Origin of the sequence: Rhodococcus sp. LB1 (assembly GCF_001583455.1) — a bacterium.
Classification (GTDB): Bacteria; Actinomycetota; Actinomycetes; order Mycobacteriales; family Mycobacteriaceae; genus Rhodococcus_F; species Rhodococcus_F opacus.
Window position 1 is genome coordinate 42,976 of sequence record NZ_LTCZ01000076.1, and the last position, 18,933, is coordinate 61,908.

General features: G+C 67.1%; 21 protein-coding genes. 8 read left to right on the forward strand and 13 right to left on the reverse strand.

Annotated features, from left to right (window positions below; all coding sequences use genetic code 11):
* Positions 1–92: 92 nt before the first annotated feature.
* Positions 93–461, forward strand: coding sequence for a hypothetical protein (locus AZG88_RS13710; RefSeq protein WP_061698001.1), 369 nt, complete (start codon positions 93–95; stop codon positions 459–461).
* Between the two features lie 4 nt (positions 462–465).
* On the opposite strand, the gene AZG88_RS13715 is transcribed toward AZG88_RS13710, so the two are convergent.
* From AZG88_RS13715 to AZG88_RS13735, 5 genes are read right to left on the reverse strand one after another with little or no spacing between them, the layout of a single operon-like run.
* A complete protein-coding gene (locus AZG88_RS13715) occupies positions 466–1,071 on the reverse strand; it encodes a hypothetical protein (RefSeq protein ID WP_061698002.1) in 606 nt (201 codons plus the stop codon).
* Between the two features lie 49 nt (positions 1,072–1,120).
* Positions 1,121–2,806 carry an ABC transporter family substrate-binding protein gene (locus tag AZG88_RS13720; RefSeq protein WP_061698003.1) on the reverse strand — a complete coding sequence of 562 codons (1,686 nt, stop codon included), beginning with the start codon at positions 2,804–2,806 and terminating at the stop codon, positions 1,121–1,123.
* A 30-nt stretch (positions 2,807–2,836) separates the two neighbouring features.
* A complete protein-coding gene (locus AZG88_RS13725) occupies positions 2,837–4,693 on the reverse strand; it encodes a dipeptide ABC transporter ATP-binding protein (protein ID WP_061698004.1) in 1,857 nt (618 codons plus the stop codon).
* Entirely contained in the window at positions 4,690–5,616 is a 927-nt protein-coding gene (locus AZG88_RS13730) for an ABC transporter permease (RefSeq protein WP_005238098.1), read from the reverse strand. The genes AZG88_RS13725 and AZG88_RS13730 overlap by 4 nt, the downstream gene beginning before the upstream one ends.
* Positions 5,613–6,590, reverse strand: coding sequence for an ABC transporter permease (locus AZG88_RS13735; protein ID WP_007300648.1), 978 nt, complete (start codon positions 6,588–6,590; stop codon positions 5,613–5,615). Before AZG88_RS13735 ends, AZG88_RS13730 begins: the two co-directional genes overlap by 4 nt.
* A 137-nt stretch (positions 6,591–6,727) precedes the next feature.
* Between AZG88_RS13735 and AZG88_RS13740 the strand changes: the two genes are divergently transcribed.
* Positions 6,728–7,501 carry a serine aminopeptidase domain-containing protein gene (locus AZG88_RS13740; RefSeq protein ID WP_061043873.1) on the forward strand — a complete coding sequence of 258 codons (774 nt, stop codon included), beginning with the start codon at positions 6,728–6,730 and terminating at the stop codon, positions 7,499–7,501.
* A gap of 39 nt (positions 7,502–7,540) precedes the next feature.
* Here AZG88_RS13740 and AZG88_RS54985 read toward each other — a convergent pair whose 3' ends face one another.
* Positions 7,541–7,666 carry a hypothetical protein gene (locus AZG88_RS54985; RefSeq protein ID WP_257014312.1) on the reverse strand — a complete coding sequence of 42 codons (126 nt, stop codon included), beginning with the start codon at positions 7,664–7,666 and terminating at the stop codon, positions 7,541–7,543.
* Positions 7,667–7,804: 138 nt separating this feature from the next.
* Between AZG88_RS54985 and AZG88_RS13745 the strand changes: the two genes are divergently transcribed.
* A complete protein-coding gene (locus tag AZG88_RS13745) occupies positions 7,805–8,101 on the forward strand; it encodes a SelT/SelW/SelH family protein (protein ID WP_005238102.1) in 297 nt (98 codons plus the stop codon).
* A 1-nt stretch (position 8,102) separates the two neighbouring features.
* Here the strand turns inward: AZG88_RS13745 and AZG88_RS13750 are convergent, their stop codons facing one another.
* On the reverse strand, positions 8,103–9,494 hold the full coding sequence (locus tag AZG88_RS13750) for a WS/DGAT/MGAT family O-acyltransferase (RefSeq protein WP_061698005.1): 1,392 nt from the start codon (positions 9,492–9,494) through the stop codon (positions 8,103–8,105).
* A 335-nt stretch (positions 9,495–9,829) separates the two neighbouring features.
* Here AZG88_RS13750 and AZG88_RS13755 point away from each other — a divergent pair, with 335 nt between their 5' ends.
* Positions 9,830–10,501, forward strand: a complete 672-nt coding sequence (locus tag AZG88_RS13755) for a type 1 glutamine amidotransferase (protein WP_061698006.1) — start codon at positions 9,830–9,832, stop codon at positions 10,499–10,501.
* A gap of 96 nt (positions 10,502–10,597) precedes the next feature.
* Positions 10,598–11,002 carry a VOC family protein gene (locus tag AZG88_RS13760; protein ID WP_061698031.1) on the forward strand — a complete coding sequence of 135 codons (405 nt, stop codon included), beginning with the start codon at positions 10,598–10,600 and terminating at the stop codon, positions 11,000–11,002.
* A 3-nt stretch (positions 11,003–11,005) separates the two neighbouring features.
* Here AZG88_RS13760 and AZG88_RS13765 read toward each other — a convergent pair whose 3' ends face one another.
* The 3 genes from AZG88_RS13765 to AZG88_RS13775 all read right to left on the reverse strand — a co-directional run bounded on the left by AZG88_RS13765 (position 11,006) and on the right by AZG88_RS13775 (position 12,865).
* Positions 11,006–11,989 carry a sigma-70 family RNA polymerase sigma factor gene (locus AZG88_RS13765; RefSeq protein WP_061698007.1) on the reverse strand — a complete coding sequence of 328 codons (984 nt, stop codon included), beginning with the start codon at positions 11,987–11,989 and terminating at the stop codon, positions 11,006–11,008.
* A gap of 61 nt (positions 11,990–12,050) precedes the next feature.
* Complete coding sequence (locus AZG88_RS13770) at positions 12,051–12,551, reverse strand: SRPBCC family protein (protein ID WP_061698008.1); 501 nt, start codon at positions 12,549–12,551, stop codon at positions 12,051–12,053.
* Positions 12,548–12,865: an ArsR/SmtB family transcription factor gene (locus tag AZG88_RS13775; RefSeq protein WP_095867030.1), complete on the reverse strand. Its 318-nt coding sequence runs from the start codon at positions 12,863–12,865 to the stop codon at positions 12,548–12,550. Before AZG88_RS13775 ends, AZG88_RS13770 begins: the two co-directional genes overlap by 4 nt.
* Positions 12,866–13,042: 177 nt before the next feature.
* Here AZG88_RS13775 and AZG88_RS13780 point away from each other — a divergent pair, with 177 nt between their 5' ends.
* Complete coding sequence (locus AZG88_RS13780) at positions 13,043–14,455, forward strand: alkaline phosphatase PhoX (protein ID WP_061698009.1); 1,413 nt, start codon at positions 13,043–13,045, stop codon at positions 14,453–14,455.
* A 32-nt stretch (positions 14,456–14,487) separates the two neighbouring features.
* Here AZG88_RS13780 and AZG88_RS13785 read toward each other — a convergent pair whose 3' ends face one another.
* Genes AZG88_RS13785 through AZG88_RS13795 form a run of 3 tightly spaced genes read right to left on the reverse strand, consistent with a single transcriptional unit; the run spans position 14,488 to position 17,398 of the window.
* Positions 14,488–14,943, reverse strand: coding sequence for a GtrA family protein (locus AZG88_RS13785; protein WP_061698010.1), 456 nt, complete (start codon positions 14,941–14,943; stop codon positions 14,488–14,490).
* A gap of 5 nt (positions 14,944–14,948) precedes the next feature.
* On the reverse strand, positions 14,949–16,892 hold the full coding sequence (locus tag AZG88_RS13790; protein ID WP_061698011.1) for an MDR family MFS transporter: 1,944 nt from the start codon (positions 16,890–16,892) through the stop codon (positions 14,949–14,951).
* On the reverse strand, positions 16,889–17,398 hold the full coding sequence (locus AZG88_RS13795) for a MarR family winged helix-turn-helix transcriptional regulator (RefSeq protein WP_037179001.1): 510 nt from the start codon (positions 17,396–17,398) through the stop codon (positions 16,889–16,891). Before AZG88_RS13795 ends, AZG88_RS13790 begins: the two co-directional genes overlap by 4 nt.
* Before the next feature lie 117 nt (positions 17,399–17,515).
* On the opposite strand from AZG88_RS13795, the gene AZG88_RS13800 reads away from it, so the two are divergent.
* Positions 17,516–17,923: an ArsR/SmtB family transcription factor gene (locus tag AZG88_RS13800; protein WP_039952872.1), complete on the forward strand. Its 408-nt coding sequence runs from the start codon at positions 17,516–17,518 to the stop codon at positions 17,921–17,923.
* Positions 17,920–18,933: a cation diffusion facilitator family transporter gene (locus AZG88_RS13805; protein WP_061698012.1), complete on the forward strand. Its 1,014-nt coding sequence runs from the start codon at positions 17,920–17,922 to the stop codon at positions 18,931–18,933. Before AZG88_RS13800 ends, AZG88_RS13805 begins: the two co-directional genes overlap by 4 nt.

The following is an 18,933-nucleotide window of genomic DNA, read 5'->3' on the forward strand; positions in this document are numbered from 1 at the left end:
GAGATATAATTCACTGACCTGGTATTCACACTCAGTGACGCGGTTCCGCCGTACTCGGGGAGACGGATTGGCGCGCCCCGAAAGGAATTCCGATGTCTACTCGACAAATGGTGGGCCGGTTGGGTGCAGTGATCGCCGCCGCCGGCGCACTGTCTTTCGCAGTGCCCGCGGCCGCCTCGGCGGTGCCCTTCGTTCCCGGCTCGATGTCGACGTGCGCCCCCGGCGCGTGGCTGACGTTCAACGCGGAGCGGGTCGCGCCCGACCGGATCCGGTACACCACCGCCGCGCCGCTCGCGCAGTGGAACGGTGCCGTGGTGCAGTTCACCAACCTCACCACCGGATTCCGGGGTGTCGCGTTCGTCAACGACCCGGTGCCCGCAGCCGTGGGATTCGGCCCCGTGCTGAGCGAGATCGCCGGACTGCTGCCGTGCTTCGTCAGCGCGGGCGTCACCATGTCCTGACCCCTCAGCTGGGGTCGGAGCCGCGGACGGCCGCCAACCACACCGCGACAGCCGCAGCCACACAGGTCGCGCCGGCGAACGCCGGAAGCCCACCGCCCGCGACGTACACCCACAGTGCCCCGACGAACGGTGCCGCCACCGCGAACTGGGCGTCGAGGACGATCCGGCGCGCCGGTCGAGCGGCTGCCCTGGCACGCACCGGGCCGTCCGGATCCGGGCGCGACGGGTTGTCGATCAACCGCCCGGCCGGCTCCGAACGACGCGCTCGCCCGGACGGGAGGAGTCGACAGCCTTCCCAGACCACGACACGGCGACGCCCCGCGTCGTGCACCGTCGCCGCGGTCGGGGTCGGCATCGTGATCAGCGCGGGATCGAAGAACACCGGAATCCACAGTGAACCCGGTTCCTGACGGACCTCGATCCAGGACCTGCTGGTCAGCCGATGCTGCTGGCGGACCCGGTGCACCGTGGCAGGGCGACCCGGCTCCGACCCCGAACGGGTGGCAGCGAACCACGTGTAACCGGTGACACCGAGCACCGTCGCCGCCACCACGACCAGTGCGCTGAGCTGATCGGCGTCGGCGACCACGGCGAACCCGCCGCACACCACCAGCGCGCACGCGCCGACGGCAACGGGGTAGCGGGCGGCCTCGAACCCGCTAATTCAGGAAGCCGATCGTGGTGTAGTCGTAGGACGCGAGGCCGGCGGCGCCGAAGTTCGCCAGGTTGTCGCGCACCGCGACGTTGCCCGGCGCCTGCACCAGCGGCAGCGAGAATCCCTCCTCGAACACCGCGGTGTCCACTTCGTTGGCCAGTTCGATCGCCTTCTGCGGGTCGAGTTCCGAGATCGTCCGCTCGATCAGCGCGTTCAGTTCGGGCGAACCGATCCGGCCGTAGTTGCCTTGCAGGTCGTCAGGGTTGTACGCGTAGATCTGCGGCAGGCCGCTGAGCGGGAACGGATCACCCACCCAGGAGAATTGGGCGATGTCGAAGTCTCCGGGCTGGATGACATCGGTGAAGAACCCGGTGCCGCCACGGGTGTCGATGTTCAGCTTGACGCCGATCTGCGCGAGGTTCTGCTGAAGGATCTGGGCGATCTGGACCCAGGTGGTCGACTGGTACATCACGTCGCGGATCTCGAGCCTGCGCCCGTCCTTCTCCCGGAACTCGCCGTTGAGTTTCCAGCCGAGTTCGTCGAGCCGCCTCGCGGCCTCCTCGGGGTTGAAGGAGACGGCTGCGCTGTTGTCCTGGTAGCCCTCCTGGCCGTTGAGGTAGACGTGGTTGTTCAGCGGCTGGGGATCGTCGACCAGACCGTTCTGGATCGCGGTCGCGATGCCCTGCCGGTCGATGCCCTTGGACAGCGCCACCCGCAATTCCGGATCGGCGAGGATCGACCCCTCCGCGCCGTTGAACGTGATGTGCGAGAACTGGTTTCCCGGTGCCCGGCGGATCGCGATGCCTGCCGAACTCTGCGCGGTCTTCACCTCGTCGATGGTGCCCAGTCCGGACGCGTCGATCTCGTTGTTCTGCAGCGCGGGAATTCGCGCCGAGTCGTCGAGCACGCTGTAGGTGATGGTGTCGAGTTTCGGAGTGTTGCCCCACCATGCGGGGTTGCGGCCCAGTGTGATTCGGTTCTGCGCCCTGTCGATCGACGCGATCCGGAACGGTCCCGACGTCAGCGTGACCCCGTCGCGCAGACTCTCGTTGAACGCCTCGGGGGTCGCGGTGACCGACTTCGGGTAGAGCATCGAATTGCCCGCGAACTGGCCCTTCCATTCGGCGTACGGCTCGGCGAACGTGATCACCGCCTGACGGTCGTCGACGCCGCGCTCGACCCTGTCCACGCGCTCGAACCCGGACGTGTTCGCGATCAGGAATTCCTTGTCCTTCCCGCTGAGCGCCGCGGCCTGGGACTGGATGTCCGCCCACGTGATCGGGGTGCCGTCGGACCACACTGCCTTCGGGTCGATCGTGTACGTGACCTGCTGGGGGTCGGTGCCGGTGAGCGCGACGTCGGTGAAGTAGTCGTGGTTCACCGACAGCGCTCCCGAGGCGTCGGTGCTGAACGCGCGGGGCATCATCGGCTTCAGCATCGCGCCGATCTCGGTGTCGTTGCCGTCGTTGGACAGGGTGTTGAAGTTCGGGGGGAAACCCGACAACGCCAACCGCAGGTTTCCGCCGTCGCGCAGTTCGCTGGGGTCGTGCGGGTTGATGTCGTTGGTGGTGCCGATCGACCCGGACCCGGCCTCGACACCACCGGTGTCCGAACCCCCGCAGCCGCCGAGAATCAGGCCGATGGCCAGGAACGATACCGCGAGGCGGGTGCGCGCCGAACGAATCATCATGGATGTGCCCTTCCTCGAAGTTCGCTGAGCTCAGTGTGCCAAATACGTCGGATCCGGAACGGGAATTGCCTCGAGGAGTGCCCGGGTGTACTCGTGCTGCGGAGCCTCGAAAATCGTCTGCGCTGCCCCCGACTCGACGATCCTGCCCCGGTACATCACCGCGACGTCGTGCGCGATGTTGCGGACCACCGACAGGTCGTGGGAGACGAACAGGTACGACATGCCCCGCTGCTCCTGGAGATCGCGCAGGAGGTTGAGCACCCCGGCCTGGATCGAGACGTCGAGCGACGAGACCGGCTCGTCCAGGATCAGCAGTTCCGGATCGAGGGCGAGCGCCCGGGCGATGCTGATCCGCTGCTTCTGGCCGCCCGAGAAATCGGCCGGATAGCGATCGGCGTGCTCGCGTCGCAACCCGACGAGGTCGAGCAACTCCGGTACCCGGCGGCCGACCTCCTCACGCCTGCGGCCGTCCAGTCGGAGTGGCTCGGCGAGAACGTCGAACACCGGCAGCCGGGGGTCCAGGGACGCCGTCGGATCCTGGAAGACGACCGCCATCTTGCGCCGGATCGCACGCTTCTCGTGTGGCCCCAGCGCCGCGACGTCGGCGCCCAGCACCGCGATCGAACCGGATTCCGGCGCGGCCAGGTCGAGAATCTGCGTCAACGTGGTCGATTTTCCGGAGCCGGATTCACCCACCAGCGCCAGCGTGCGGCCGGCGCGGATGTCGAAGCTGATGCCGTCGACCGCCCGGATCTCACCCCGCTTGCGGCGGAACACCAGACCGCTGGTGATCGGATACGTCTTCACGAGATCGGCCACCTGCAACACCACGCGGTGCTCGGGTGCCGTCTCGGCGGTGGGGGCGGGGACCGGTTGGTCCCGCCGATACGCCGTGAACAGGTCTCGGGTGCGCGTCTCGTCGACGCGGATGCACGCCGCCTGATGACCGCGTCCGGTGGAGACGAGTTCCGGCTCGGCGAGCCGACAGGCGTCGACCGCGAGCGGGCAGCGCGGTGCGAACGTGCAGCCGGGTGGCAGCGAATGCAGCGCGGGCGGGGCACCGGCGATCGAGACCAGGCGGCTCCGGATCGGCGCATCCATCCGCGGCACGGACACGAGTAGCCCTGCGGTGTAGGGCATCCGGGGTTCGGCGAACAGTTCGCGCACCGACGCCGACTCCACCACCCGGCCCGCGTACATCACCACCACGCGGTCGGCCAGCGTCGCGGCGATGCCCATGTCGTGGGTGATCATCACGACGCCGGCGCCGGTGAGGTCGCGGGCCTTGCGCAGCAGGTTCAGGATCTGCGCCTGCACGGTCACGTCGAGGGCGGTGGTCGGTTCGTCGCAGATGATCAGCGCGGGGTCGTTGGCGATGGCGATGGCGATCACGACGCGCTGGCGCATGCCGCCGGAGAACTCGTGGGGAAAGGCCTTGGCGCGCACCGCCGGATCGGGTATCCCGACCAGGTCGAGCAGGTCGACAGCCCGCTGCGCGGCATCCTTCTTGCTGCTCGCCCGGCCGTGGACGAGCAGCGCCTCGGCGATCTGGTCACCGACCCGGTACACCGGTGTCAACGCGGACAGCGGGTCCTGGAACACCATGCTGACCGTCTTCCCGCGCAGCGCCGACAGCTCCTTGTCACCCATGCCCAGCAACTCGCGGCCCTGCACACGGATGGAGCCGGTGACGCGCGCGTGCTCGGGCAGCAGACCCATCACGGCGAGGGACGCCACCGACTTACCCGAACCCGACTCACCCACGATGGCCAGCACCTCGCCGTCGGAGACGCCGTAGCTGACACCACGCACCGCCTCGACGCGGCCCTCCTCGCTGGGAAAGCTGACCCGCAGGTTCTCGATCTCGAGCAGCGGTTGCCCGGTCACCGCTTCGCCTTCGTCTTCCGCTTGCGGGACCGGGCGCGCGTCGAGCTGGGGTCGACCGCGTCGCGCAGACCGTCGCCCACCAGGTTCGCGGACAGCACGGTGATCACCAGCAGTCCGCCCGCGAACAGGAACAGCCACGGGTAGGTGAGCGCGGATTCGGTGCCGTCGGCAATCAGCGACCCGAGGGAGATGTCCGGCTTCTGGACGCCGAACCCGAGGAAACTGAGCCCGGTCTCGGCGAGGATCGCGGCACCGACGTTCAGGGTCGCGTCGATGATCAGAATCGACGCGATGTTCGGAACGATGTGGCTGGTGATGATCTTGTGGGTGGGGGCACCCATGTACCGGGCCGCCTGGACGAATTCCCGCTCGCGCAGGCTGAGCGTCATCCCCCGGACCATCCGGGCGGTGATCATCCAGCCGAACACCGCCAGCAGCAGGATCAGCAGGGCGATCGAGCTCGAGGACTTCAGCCGCGGAGTGAACACGGCGATGATGATGAAGCTGGGAACGACGAGCAGCAGATCGACCAGCCACATGATCACCCGATCGGGCCAGCCGCCGACGTACCCTGCCAGCGCACCGACGAGCGCCGCGATGGCGGTGGAGAAGATCGCGACGCAGATTCCGATGATCAGCGACTTCTGCAGCCCGCGCAACGTCTGGGCGAGAACGTCCTGGCCGATCTGGTTGGTGCCGAACGGATGTTCGGCGCTCGGCGGCTGCAGCAGCGCGGTGTAGTCGAGTTGCTGATAGTCGTAGGGGAGCAGGTACGGCCCGACGAAACTGCCCACGAACAACAGCACCAGGACGCACACCCCGGCGATGGCGGGCTTGTTCCGGAGAAACCGCCGCCACAGCAGGGTCCGGCGACCGACGGCCGACACCGCCGCATCGGTGGACGCGATCTGGATCTCGGTCACCCGACACGCACCCTCGGGTCGAGCGCCGCGTACACCACGTCCGACAGCAGGCCCGACAACAGCACGATCAGCCCGGTGAACGATGTGATCGCCACGACGATGTTGGTGTCCTGATTGTCGATGCCGATCACGATCCACTCGCCGATACCGTGCCAGCCGAAGATCGTCTCGGTGAACGTGGCGCCGACGACCAGCGCCCCGAATCCGTAGGCGAACAGCGTCGCCATCGGGATCAGCGCCGTCCGGAGACCGTGCTTGAGCAGTGCCGCCCGCCGGGTCAGTCCCTTCGCCCGCGCGGTCCGGATGAAGTCGCTGCCCAGAACGTCGAGCATCGCGTTGCGCTGGTACCGGCTGTAGCCGGCGATGCTGCCCAACGCCAGCGCGATGGTCGGCAGCACCAGATGCTGCACCCGGTCGACGAACTGCGGCCAGAACCCGGTGATCGTGCTGGCCGAGGATTCGCCGGTGTACAGGAAGATCTGGCTTCCGGTGGCCGAGTTGATCTGGAGAGCACCGTATTTCAGCAGGGTCGCGACGAGGAACACGGGCGCGCTGAGGATCAGCAGCGACAGGACGGTGGTGAAATAGTCGCTGAACTTGTACTGCCGAATTGCACCGGCGGCGCCGATCAGCACACCCAGCACCGCTCCGATCACGGAACCGAGGATCAGCAACCGCATGCTCACCAGGATCCGGCGACCCAACTCGTCCGACACCGGCTGACCCGTGATGGTGGTGCCGAAGTCGCCGTGGACCACGCCGCCCAGCCAGTTCGCGTACCGCACCGGGATCGGGTCGTCCAGATGCAGTTCGGCGGCCTTCGCGTCGATCACCGATTGGGGTGGCCGGGGGTTGCGCTGCTCCAGGCTGTCGAGCGGACGGAATGTGAGCGAGGCGAGGCTGAACGTCAGGAACGACGCCAGCAGCAACAGCACCACGTAATTGAGCGCTCGTCGTAGCAGGAAGCCGGCCATCCGTCCCCCTCGCAACTAGGGCTCAGGCTTGAAATTATAGGAGCGTGGCGTCGGACGTCAGCTCGACTCGGCGAAACCGGCGCCGGGTCGGAGATCGCCGCCAGGCACGTCGCGTCCCCGCTTGTTAGCGTGGCGGGGTGATACTTCGTGCCGGGTCCGCCGAACCGCTGACGAGGCGCACGGCACACCTCACGACGTACGAGGAGCACGCGGTGACCGTCCCGCGCTCCGGCGATCGGGCGCTGGTCGCGGTGCCGCGCGGGGTGACGCCGTCCGCGGTCGCGTGCTACCTGCACGGGCGTACGGGTGACGAGAGGTCGATCGACGATCGCGCGGCCCTGCGGGACGGCCTGCTGGACGCCGGTTACCTGGTCGCCAGCCCGTACCTGCACGGCGACCAGTGGGGAAACCGGCTGGCGCAGGACGCCGTGGTCGCACTGGACGAGTGGGTGTCCCGTCGGTGGCCGGTAACAGCCCGATTCCTCATCGGCGAATCGATGGGCGGCAACGCCGCCGCCAACGCAGTTCGCCTGCGGGAGGTCGCGTGGGACGGCGCGGTGTTCATCGCTCCGTCCCTGTCGCTCCGCGCGGTGTGGGACCGGGGCGAACACGGACGCGACACCGTGCGGGACGCCTTCCGCGTGTCCGCGGACGGGCACGACCTCGAACCGAAGACGGAGCACTGGGACGCTGTCCGGCACGAGCCGGGAGACTATGTCGGAGTGCCGATTCGGGTGTACGCGTCGCGGGAGGACGAGGTGGCGAACATTGCCGGCGTCACGGGACCGTGGGTCGAGATGCTCCGCCGCGGCTCGGACGCCGTCGAGTTCGTCGAGGTGAGCGGACCGCACGTCTCGGAAGACCACTTCCGCACCGCGGAGGTCGTGCAGTTCTTCGAGACGATCCGGTGAACACGGGGAGGCCTTCTCGGCGAAGGCCTCCCCACGTGTTCAGGCCTCGGTGCGGTGCGTGGTGTCCAGGTGGAAGATGTTGGTGAAGAAGTCCTTGACGGCCTGGATCTTCTCGTTGGTCAGCTCGATGGCGTGGCGACGCGATTCTTCGAGCGCGGTGGACATGGCGGCTTCCTTTCGTCGAGGGGGCACAGCATGGCGATCGACAGTCTGCCTCACGATGCTGACGTCCGCATGACGAACAGGTGTCCTCCGTGCAACTCGAACAGCAAGCGGGGGAGCACCTTCGGCTAACCTGGCACGATGACGACGAGCAGCGCAGACGGCCGGGTCGCGATCACCTACTGCACCCAGTGCCAGTGGCTGTTGCGGGCAGCGTGGATGGCGCAGGAACTACTCGGCACGTTCGGGCAGGACCTCGGCGAGGTCGCGCTCGTCCCCGGCACCGGCGGGATCTTCCGCATCACCGTCGACGACGAACTGATCTGGGACCGCAAGGAGCAGGGCGGCTTCCCCGACATCACCGTGCTCAAGCAATTGGTCCGGGACCGGGTGGCGCCCGACCGCCACCTCGGGCACAGCGACCGCAAGAGTCCCTAGGTCAGATTCCGACCGCGCGCTCGAGGGCGCGCAGTTCGTGCCCCAGCCGGGCGGGGATCGACTTCAGGTCGGGCACCGCGCTGCGGCAGCCGGTGACCCCGAACGAGATGATGTCGTCGTTGCTGGTGCAGGTGATGTTCAGGCCCTGGCCGTCGACGGGTACCGACAGCGGGTAGATGGCATCGAGCCGCGCCCCGTTCCAGTACAGCGGCGAGCTGGGACCCGGAACGTTGGAGATGATGAGGTTGAACGGCGGGCGCACCCGCGAGTTGTGCCCGAACAGCATGCTCGCGCCGATCGGTGCCGCGCCGAGAGCGCTCATCGCGAGGATCTGCGTCGCACTCATCGTCTCGTACGCCTCCTTGCCCTCGCGCATCGACGTCCGGATGGTGTCGAGGCGATCCGCCGGGTCGGGGAGGTGGGTGCCGAGGTTGCACATGAGCACCCCGATGTTGTTGCCGTTCGACGCCTCGCGCTGACTCTTCAGCGAAACCGGCACCATCGCGATCAGCGGCTCGGCGGGCAGGGCGTTCTGATCCTCGAGATAGCTGCGGAGTGATCCCGAGGACATCGCGAGCACGACGTCGTTGATGGTGGTGTCGGACAGCTTGGCGACGAGCCGGAGACGTTCGAGCGGCCACGACTGCGCCGCGAACTGGCGGGCACCGGTGATCGGCACGTTGAACGGGGTCTTGGGTGCGGACAGGGCGAGCGGGCCGCCCTGGTCGCGGAAGGCGCGGGACACGGTGCCGGCGAGCGCGGGCACGAGCCCGGCGACCTCACCGACGGTGTCGCGGGCGGCGCGGAACGTGGAACCGGCCAGTCCCGACAGGCTGAACGCCTTCGACGGCGTCCGCTGCGGCCGCGGTCCCCGCGGCTGCCACGGGGCCGGCACGTCCCGGTCCTCGGAGTTCTCGCTGAGCGCGTTGCGCAGCATCTTCATCGCGGTGACGCCGTCGGCGACCGCGTGGTGGATCTTGGTGTAGACGGCGAACCGTCCGTCGCTCAGCCCCTCGATCAGGTGCATCTCCCACAGCGGGCGGCTGCGGTCGAGCAGCGATCCGTGCAGCCGTGAGCACAGTGCCATCAGCTCGGCCTCGCCCCCGGGGGCGGGCAGCGCGTCGTGCCGGATGTGGTGACCGAGGTCGATGTCGTCGACGGTCTCCCAGCTCCACTGACCGAGCGTCGAGAAGGACCGGTGGGCTCGCTTGGCGAGCCGGGGCGTGACGATCCCGTCGCCGTCGGCGAGCGCGCGGTCGAGCATCGCGCGCATGTCGTAGGTGTCGGCGCCTTCCGGGAGCTGGAAGATCTCTACGCCGCCGACATGCATCGGGTGCTCACGGGACTCTCCGAGAAGGAACATCGAGTCGAGAGGGGACATGGGGAGCGGCATCTAGGGCCCTTTCCATCCCGTAGACGACTTCCCGGATCGCGGGAGGGCTCGTCTGTGGTCTGAGGTAACGGGAGATGGTGACGTTCCGTTTGTCAGGGACCACCACCGGATAACTAATTGATATGGGACGGGTCACGAAAGAGTGACGCTCGTATTTCTACAGGTTTCGCGTGAGCCATGCCACTAGACAAGCGTCCAGTTTGGATGGTGTCATTCGGGTGGAGTACACCGAACGTGAACTCCGTGTGAACATCCGAATTTTGTGCACTCAGTGCGGAATTCGCGAATCCGGGCCTGCATAGGGTCGAAAGTCCCTACTCGGTAAGAATTGTGGCATGAACAAGCCATGGGCGGTTGTCAAGCACGTGCCGTTCGAAGGACCGGCGCTTGTCGGTACCTTGCTGGCGGAGCGGGGAATTCGGTACACCGAGTACCCCATGTACCGGGCGTCGGAGCTCCCGGCCCTTCACGACGTCGGCGGCCTCGTAGTGATGGGCGGTCCGATGGGCGCACTCGACGACGTTACCCACCCGCAACTTCCGCGAGAGCGAAACTTCATCAAAGAAATTGTGGACGCCGGACTTCCAATGCTGGGAATCTGCCTCGGCGCGCAGCTTCTCGCCGCCTCGTTCGGCAGCGCGATCCGCCGGGGGCCGACCCCGGAGAACGGTGCCGGGACGGTCACGGTGTCCGAGGACGGGACGCGCGATCCCGTCTTCGGTTCGGCCGGCGCCGAGGTGCCCGTCGTCCACTGGCACGGCGACACCTTCGACCTCCCCGCCGGCGCGGTCGGGCTGGCGAGCAGCCACCTCTACGAGAATCAGGCGTTCGCGATCGGCCGCCGGGCGTACGGGTTGCAGTTCCACGTCGAACTGACCCGCGCGCAGCTGCCGGTGATACACGCCCACATGCCGCCGGGCACCGCGCCGTCGGGGGAACACCTGGACGACGTGGAAGCGGCCGGACGGATCATGATCGGCTCGTTCCTCGACCTCGCCGACAGCTGAGAGGATCGGGCAAGCGGTCGCCGATGAGTTTTGCGCACCGCCGCGGTCTGTACCGATGATCTTCCGCACTGGGCGGAACCCGAGAAGGAGAATCACATGTCCCGGATGCTCTTCGTGAACCTGCCGATCAAGAACCTCGACGCGACCAAGACGTTCTTCGCCGGACTCGACTTCGAGTTCAACTCAACGTTCAGCGACGACTCCTGCACCGCCATGGTGATCAACGAGCACACGTCCGTGATGCTCCTCGTCGAGTCCCGGTTCAAGGACTTCATCGAGGGCGGCATCTGCGACACCTCCAAGTCCGTCGAGGCCCTCATGTGTATCTCCGCCGACAGCCGCGAAGAGGTCGACCGCCTCGTCGACAAGGCCCTCGCCTCCGGCGGGACGTCGTGGGGCAAGCTCCAGGACGAAGGCTTCATGTACGGACGCGCGTTCCGCGACCTGGACGGTCACGTCTGGGAGGTCATGTGGATGGATCCGGCCGCCGTGCCGGCGTAGGGATCAGGCGGGCGGGGTCTCCGCTAGTCCGAACTTCTCGAACAGATCGACGTCGAAGAAGCAGACGACATGGGAGACCCCGTCAGCCGTGACGTCCAGGACGTGGAGCTGGAACGGACGGTGGACGCCGTCCTCCCCGCGCATGTACAGGCCGAGGGCCGGCTGTCCGTTGGCCGCCGTGGGCAGCAGGCGCATGTCGCCCGGCCCCTTGGCCGGACAGTTTCCGCTGATCAGGGTGCCGATCGAGGCGCCCCCGCGATACCAGCCGTCGAACGGGGGCATTTCCCAGACGGCGTCCTTGGTGAACAGTTCGACGATCGCGTCGATGTCGTAGTCCTCGAACGCGGCGACGTAGCGGTCGAGGAGGTCGCGCTCCTCGGGTGATTCCGGTTCCACGAGAGTGTCGGCCGTCGGCGTGGCCAGTTCGAGTTGCGCACGTGCACGCTGCAGCAGGCTGTTGACCGCCGTCGTGGTGGTACCGAGAGCCGCCGCGACCTCCGACGCCTTCCACTGCAACACGTCGCGGAGGACGAGAACCGCACGCTGCCGTGCAGGAAGATGCTGAAGGGCGGCGATAAACGCCAGCCGCACCGACTCGCGCGACGTCACGACGGTGGCGGGATCGTTCGCGTCGTCGTCGATGAGGCGGTTGGGGAGCGGTCCGAGCCACGGCACCTCGTGTCGTTCGACGAGGTCGGCGGTCGGGTCGGAGTCGGGCGCGCCCAGCCCACTCGGCAGCGGACGCTTGGATTTACTCTGCAGGGCCGTCAGGCACGTGTTGGTGGCGATCTTGTACAGCCACGTCCGCAGCGAGGCCTGCTGCTGGTAGCCGTCGTACCCCCGCCAGGCCCGGATGAAGGTCTCCTGCATCTGGTCTTCGGCGTCGTGAAGTGAGCCCATCATGCGATAACAATGGGCGAGCAACTCGCGCCGGTAAGGGTCGGCGAGTGCGAGGAAATCCCCGTCGAGCGACTGCGCAGCCGTCATGGTTGGAGCTTACTGCGGCCGTCCGACAGATGTCGGGCCCTCGCGCCCGCCGACGCGGCGTTCAGCCCCAGTTCACCATCGGCTGCCCCGTCTCGAGCAGCGTCTTCATTCCGCTCAGCACCTCGTTCCAGCCGCCGCCCGCGCCCTCGGACTCCCGCTTGCCCGCGACCATCTCGGCCAGACCCGGTGCGTTGGTGAGGTCGTGTGTGACAGTCAGTTTCACCACTCCGGGCCGGCTCGACTGCACGATCTCGTAGGTCAGGGTGGTGAACCCCTCCACGTTGTCGGCGTCCATCAGCATCCGCCACGTCTGCACCAGCTTCTTCGGCGGATCGGATTCGATCACCTCGCCGTCGACGATCACGTCCGGCACGCCCGGGTATTCCTTCATCGCGTCGTCCGCGCGCGATCGGAACGCACCGCCCGCGCGGAGGTCGTAGTCGACGAGGCCGCCGTATCCGTACTGCTGCGACCACTCGGGTTTGGTGATGGCGTCCCAGACGGCCTCCGGTGTCGCCTTGATATAGACCGCGTAGATCTGGAATGCGTCGGCGGTAGTCATTTCTCTTCCTCCAGTTCGGCTTTCAGCTGAGCGAGCGCACTGGTGTGACGCTCGGTGTATTTGTCGATCCACCGGTTGTGGATCAGCTGTATCGGCACAGGATTGAGATAGTGAAGTTTTTCCCGGCCGGCGCGGCGCGTGACGACGAGTCCCGCGTCTTCGAGTACACGCAGATGCTTCATGACCCCGAATCGCGTCATCTCGACCTGCGACTCGAGTTCGGTGAGCGTCTGACCATCCTGGGCGAACAATCGGTCGAGTATCAGGCGGCGGGTCGAATCGGCCAGCGCCTTGAAGACGTGATCGTCGTCCATGAATCGACAATAGGTGACCATTTAGTCACATGTCAACGCCCGTGAGGCGGTTAACAAGTACTCACAGGGGGAAGTTCTCGCCCGGTTCATGCGCCCGCCACGGTGCGTCCACGAAGCAGGGCAACGCGGTACCTACCGTCCGGAGGTCCCGGTTCGTCACCATGGAGGTTTCAGACAGTGTCCACTGCACCACTCAACCGCCGCGGATTCCTCGGTCGCACCGCGCTCACCGGCCTCGGTGTGGCACTCGCCGGAAGCGTCGAAGCCCTCGTCCGGCCGGCGTTCGCGTCCGCAGCACCGGGACAGGCGATCGGCTACGGACCGCTCGTGCCGGACCCGAACCGCATTCTCTCGCTCCCGGTGGGTTTTTCGTACACCGTCGTCGCCCGGTCGGGTGAGACGCAGTTGGACGGTGGCGTACCGGTGCCGAGCGATCCCGACGCCATCGGGGTGTTCGCGCGACCCGGCGGTTCCACACTCGTCACCAATCACGAGATCGGCAGCGACGAACCGTTCGGCGTGCCCGCTCTCGACGGACTGACGTACGACACGGGCGCGCGCGGCGGCACGACCACGACCGCGGTCGGCGCCGACGGGGCACGGCAGGGCCAGTACGTCAGCGTCGCGGGCACCGTGAACAACTGCGCGGGCGGCATCACCCCGTGGGGAACGTGGTTGACCTGCGAGGAGACGGAGGCGCGGGCGGGGGAGGACGGGTTCCTGCTCGACCACGGTTACGTCTTCGAGGTGGACCCGGCGAGCCAGGACGCGAACAAGGGTAAAAGTCCTGTGCCGCTGAAGTTCCTGGGCCGGTACGCGCACGAGGCCGTGGCGGTGGATCCGGCGTCGAGCACCATCTACCTCACGGAGGACGCGTCCGGGCCGAACGGACTGTACTACCGGTGGACGCCGCCGCAGGGTTTCCGGGGCCGGCCGAACGCGCTGCGTGAACTCGCGCAGTCTCCGGGCGGCGACACCGCGGGCGCTCTCCAAGCGATGGCGTGCTTCCAGGGCGGAACCCACGTCCCCGACCTGTCGCAGGCCACCGAGCCGGGAACCGTGTACACCGTGCAGTGGGTAGGTGTGCCGGACCGTGACGCGACGAGCACGTCGGTGCGCGAGCAGTTCGGGAACGACGTCGTCACCCGGAGCCGCAAGCTGGAGGGACAGTGGTGGGGCGACGGCGGCGCCTACTTCGTCGCCAGCTACGCGCGGACCAGCGACGGCAGCGTCGCCGAGCACGACGGCCAGGTGTGGTTCTACGACCCGGCGAAGCAGACCGTCACGCTGAAGACCCTGTTCGGCGTCAATCCCGATCCCTCTGTCGACACCGGAAACTACGACGGGCCCGACAACATCACCGTCTCACCGTACGGCGGCGTGATCCTCGCGGAGGACGGCGAGGGAATCAGCCACCTCGTGGGCGTCACGGCGGAGGGCGAGCCGTTCGCGATGGCTCGGAACGAGTTGAACGACAGCGAGTTCTGCGGTCCGGCATTCAGTGCGGACGGGCGGACCCTGTTCGCGAACATCCAGTCGCCGGGCCTGACGCTGGCGATCACGGGTCCGTGGCACCGTCCCCTGCCGTGAGTACTTGTTAACTACGGGCGGTTAACAAGTACTCACGGGCCGGAGGCATAGACCCACCCGCGGAGCGCGAGGAACCGCAGCCCGCCGACGACGGCGCTGACGGCGATGACGAGCGCGACCTGCGCCGGGCCGTCGGCGCCGGGGAAGAGCATGTGCAGGAGTGCGAGCGCGAGTGAGCTGACGGCCAGGCCGATCAGCGCGAGGGTCCCGCCCTCCCACTGTGCGACGAACCAGCGGACGCGGTCCACGGCACGGAAGGTGAGCCGTCGGTGGAGTTCGTTGGCCAACATCGAACTGGTCACCACGCCGACCAGGTTGGCGACGAACGACCCGTACATGTCGAGGGTGAAGAACGCGAGAGCGTAGAGCACATTGCTCGACGTGCCCACCAGCGTGAACCGGGTCAATTGAGCGAACACGCCGCCGGCCCGCCCACGTAGAGGGGGATACGTGGGCGGGCCGACGGTGTCGTGGAACTGAACGATCATCTCATTCAGCGGATGAGGGCACCGTTGCCGGTGTCCGTCACGTGGCCGCCGCCGAGGACGCCGGCCACTTGCTCTTCGCTCAGTCCCAGCTCGCGCAGGCGATCCCAGACCGCGTCGAATTCGACGAGCTTGGCGTTGAGATCGTTGCGCAGGCGGTTGACCTCGTCGCGGATCTTCTCCGCTTCGTCGATCGCTTCCAGCGTCTGCTCCGGCTGGGGCAGAAGCATGGACAGGAGACGGTCCCGGGCGTCGGCGCTCAACCCCGCGAAGGGCTGACGCTGATCGGCGGGGGCCTCGTGCCTGCCGCCGCGCACGTCGGACGACTGGATCGGCGCCGTGTCGGGCTCGAGTGCGTACTCCGGAACGGGGGCGTACTCGGGTTCCTGGACGGGCTCCTGCTCGCTCGACAGGTCGATGGTGCGACGCAGCGGGCGGTTGGGCAGCAGGATGACGGCGATCAGGGTGATGACGGCGACGGCGGCGGCGATGAGGAAGATCCGGCCGGTCGCGTCTCCGTATGCGGCGCGGATGACACCCTGCACCGGAGCGGGCATGGACGTCAGGTCCAGGCTTCCGCCGCCGCTGCTCGACCCGGTGGGGATGCCGAGCTTCGCGAAACCGTCGGCCGACAGGTCGGCGACGCGGGTGGCCAGCACCGATCCGAGAACCGAGACGCCGATCGCGCCACCGAAGGTCCGGAAGAAGGCGACCGAGCTGGATGCCGCACCGATGTTCTGGACGCTGACGGTGTTCTGCACCGCGAGGACCAGGTTCTGCATCAGCATGCCCATGCCGAGACCGATGATCGCGATGTATGCGCCGACGAGGGTCAGGCTGGTCTCGTGATCGATGGTGCCGAGCAATCCGAAGCCGACGATCATCAGGACGGCGCCGCCGACGACGAACGGCTTCCACTTGCCGAAGCGAGTGATGAGCTGTCCGGATCCGACCGTGCCGAGGAGCATGCCGGCGACCATCGGGATGGTGAGCACTCCGGCCATGGTCGGGGTGTAGCCACGCGAGGTCTGGAAGTACTGGCCGAGGAACGTGGTGGAACCGAACATTCCGACACCGACCGCGACGGACGCGATGATGGCGAGTCCGGTGGTCTTCTCCGTGACGATCTTGAGCGGGATGATCGGTGACTTGGCCTTGGCTTCGACGAGGATCGTCGCGGCCAGCAGGAGTACACCCGATCCGACGTACATGACCGTCTCACGGGAGAACCACTCGTAGTAGCCCGCCTTGCCGGCGAACGAGACCCAGATCAGCAGGATGGACACACCGGCGGTCAGCAGCAGGGCGCCGAGCCAGTCGATGGAGACGTCGTCCTTCTTCTCGGTCGCGAGGTGCAGCGTGCGCTGCAGCAGGAACAGTGCGATGACGGCGAGCGGCACGCACACGAAGAAGCACCAGCGCCAGCCGAGGGGGCTGTCGACGATGACGCCGCCGAGGATCGGACCACCCGACATCGACACGGCCATGACGGCACCCATGTAACCGGAGTAGCGGCCGCGCTCACGGGGAGCGACGATGGTGCCGATGATGGCGACGACGAGGGCCGTCAGGCCACCCATGCCGATGCCCTGGATGACGCGCGCGGTCAGCAGGATCGGCACGTTGTGCGCGAAGCCGGCGATCACCGAACCGATGACGAAGATGACGATCGCACTCTGGACGAGGACCTTCTTGTTGAACAGGTCCGCGAGCTTGCCCCAGATGGGGGTGGAGGCGGCGTTGGCGAGCAACGCGCTGGTGATGACCCAGGCGTACGCGGTCTGCGTGCCCTTCAGGTCACCGATGATCGTCGGGAGGGCGGTGGCGACGATCGTGCTGCTCAGCAGCGCGGTGAACAGTGCCGCGAGCAGGCCCGTGAGGGCTTCGAGGATTTGGCGGTGCGTCATGGCCGTCGTTTCTTCAACCGGCGGCCGAGTCTGTGTTTCGGTCATACGCTTTGTGTTCCAATCGGGTTCGAGCTCGTGACGATCCGGTGTTCTGGATCGAAGAGTGTTTCCTTCAGGTGCCGGATGGACTCGAGGGCAATCGTTGCCTCGGTCTCGTTCCATCCGGTCATCAACTTCTGCATTCGTGCGGCTCGCTGTGTTCTCACGTGCTTGACGTACGCCATTCCCTCCGGCGACACGCGTATTCGGAATGCGCGTCCGTCGGCGGGATCCGAGTGCCGGGTGACGTAGCCGACGTCCACCAGATCGGTGATCTGGCGACTGAGTGAGGACTGGCTGACACACAGCTCGGTGGCGAGTTCGTTCTGCCGGCATTCCCCCCGAGCCGCGAGAACGAGGAGGACCCCCGTCAATGCGCGCGGGATGTGACCGTCGCCTTCCGACACCAGGGCGTCGCGAAGCACGCGGCCGAAGAGGAAGACCTCGTCGATGAGCGCTTCGGTGGTGCCGAGAGATACGGACGACACGGTAGGCACTGACGAGACGGACATGGCAACCCCTGAAGGACGACTTACTTGATGCAAGCAACTATATACATCGTTAGCGCAAGCAAGTAAGTCAATTCGGTGTCTGATGCATCACAAAACGAAGTGAACTATTATCTGCGTATGAATGCAGATATGCGCTCTTGCCGGCGTCGGCTCGACGAAGACCAGGTCGGGCTGGTAGTCGAGGTCTTCCGCATGCTCGCCGACGCGACCCGGGTGCAGGTGCTCTGGCAACTCGTGGGAGGCGAGCTGTCGGTGAACGAGCTGGCCGAACGGGTGGGAAAGCCGGCGCCGTCCGTCTCGCAGCACCTCGCGAAGCTCCGGATGGCGCGGCTCGTGCACACACGGAGGGAGGGAACGTCCATCTATTACAGCGTCGCCAACGAGCACGTCCAGCAGCTGGTCACCGACGCCGTGTTCAATGCCGAGCACGCGGGCCCCGGCATCCCGGGGCATCACCGTGCCACCGGCGACCTGCAGGTCATCCATGAGGACGCGGATCTCGCCGCGGAGGGAGGCGGGTCGTGAACGGCCACGGACATTCCCATGGGCACGGCCACGGACACGGACATTCGGGTGGCGTCCGCGGGATGATCCGCGAGATCTTCGCCCCGCACAGCCACGACTCGGCGGACAGCGTCGACGACGCACTCGAGGCGAGCGAGATCGGGATCCGGGCGGTGAAGATCAGCCTGGTGGTGCTGGGCGTCACCGCCCTGGCGCAGGTGATCGCGGTGGCGCTGTCCGGTTCCGTCGCGCTCGCCGCCGACACCGTGCACAACTTCTCCGACGCGCTGACAGCGGTCCCGCTGTGGATCGCGTTCGCCCTCGGACGGCGGGCAGCCACCCGGCGATTCACGTACGGATACGGCCGGGCCGAAGACCTCGCCGGCCTGTTCGTCGTGGCGATGATCGCGTTGTCCGCGGTCGTCGCGGGTGTCGAGGCGACCCGCCGCCTCCTCGATCCCGTGCCGATCCACCACCTCGGGTGGGTGGCCCTCGCCGGTGTCATCGGTTTCGCCGGCAACGAATGGGTGGCGCTGTACCGCATCCGGGTCGGCAGGCGGATCGGCTCCGCCGCGCTCGTCGCCGACGGTCTGCACGCACGGACCGACGGATTCACCTCCCTCGCCGTGGTATTGGGCGTCGGCGGTGTAGCGGTCGGGATTCCGCTCGCCGACCCGGTGGTGGGCCTGGTCATCACGGCCGCGATCCTGCTCGTGTTACGGACCGCCGCACGCGACGTGTTCCGGCGGCTGATGGACGGCGTCGACCCGGAACTCGTCGACGCCGCCGAACGGGCCCTCGCCGCCGAACCGGGGGTCGTCGGGGTACGGAGCGTGAAGATGCGGTGGATCGGGCACCACCTGCATGCCGACGCCGAACTCGACGTCGACCCTTCGACCAGCCTGCGCGACGCGCACCGCGTGGCGCACACCGCCGAACACACACTCACGTACGCCGTTCCGAAGCTGAGTACCGCCCTCATCCACGCCTACCCGGCGCACGACGCGGAGACGGCCGGTCAGACGGCGTGA

Bases quoted from the DNA above. Each gene is read 5' to 3' on its own strand.
- AZG88_RS13710 (WP_061698001.1), top strand. From the start codon at position 93: ATGTCTACTCGACAAATGGTGGGCCGGTTGGGTGCAGTGATCGCCGCC.
- AZG88_RS13720 (WP_061698003.1), bottom strand. From the start codon at position 2,806: ATGATGATTCGTTCGGCGCGCACCCGCCTCGCGGTATCGTTCCTGGCC.
- AZG88_RS13735 (WP_007300648.1), bottom strand. From the start codon at position 6,590: ATGGCCGGCTTCCTGCTACGACGAGCGCTCAATTACGTGGTGCTGTTG.
- AZG88_RS54985 (WP_257014312.1), bottom strand. From the start codon at position 7,666: ATGTCCACCGCGCTCGAAGAATCGCGTCGCCACGCCATCGAGCTGACC.
- AZG88_RS13745 (WP_005238102.1), top strand. From the start codon at position 7,805: ATGACGACGAGCAGCGCAGACGGCCGGGTCGCGATCACCTACTGCACC.
- AZG88_RS13750 (WP_061698005.1), bottom strand. From the start codon at position 9,494: ATGCCGCTCCCCATGTCCCCTCTCGACTCGATGTTCCTTCTCGGAGAG.
- AZG88_RS13755 (WP_061698006.1), top strand. From the start codon at position 9,830: ATGAACAAGCCATGGGCGGTTGTCAAGCACGTGCCGTTCGAAGGACCG.
- AZG88_RS13760 (WP_061698031.1), top strand. From the start codon at position 10,598: ATGTCCCGGATGCTCTTCGTGAACCTGCCGATCAAGAACCTCGACGCG.
- AZG88_RS13765 (WP_061698007.1), bottom strand. From the start codon at position 11,989: ATGACGGCTGCGCAGTCGCTCGACGGGGATTTCCTCGCACTCGCCGAC.
- AZG88_RS13770 (WP_061698008.1), bottom strand. From the start codon at position 12,551: ATGACTACCGCCGACGCATTCCAGATCTACGCGGTCTATATCAAGGCG.
- AZG88_RS13775 (WP_095867030.1), bottom strand. From the start codon at position 12,865: ATGGACGACGATCACGTCTTCAAGGCGCTGGCCGATTCGACCCGCCGC.
- AZG88_RS13785 (WP_061698010.1), bottom strand. From the start codon at position 14,943: ATGATCGTTCAGTTCCACGACACCGTCGGCCCGCCCACGTATCCCCCT.
- AZG88_RS13790 (WP_061698011.1), bottom strand. From the start codon at position 16,892: ATGACCGAAACACAGACTCGGCCGCCGGTTGAAGAAACGACGGCCATG.
- AZG88_RS13795 (WP_037179001.1), bottom strand. From the start codon at position 17,398: ATGTCCGTCTCGTCAGTGCCTACCGTGTCGTCCGTATCTCTCGGCACC.
- AZG88_RS13800 (WP_039952872.1), top strand. From the start codon at position 17,516: ATGAATGCAGATATGCGCTCTTGCCGGCGTCGGCTCGACGAAGACCAG.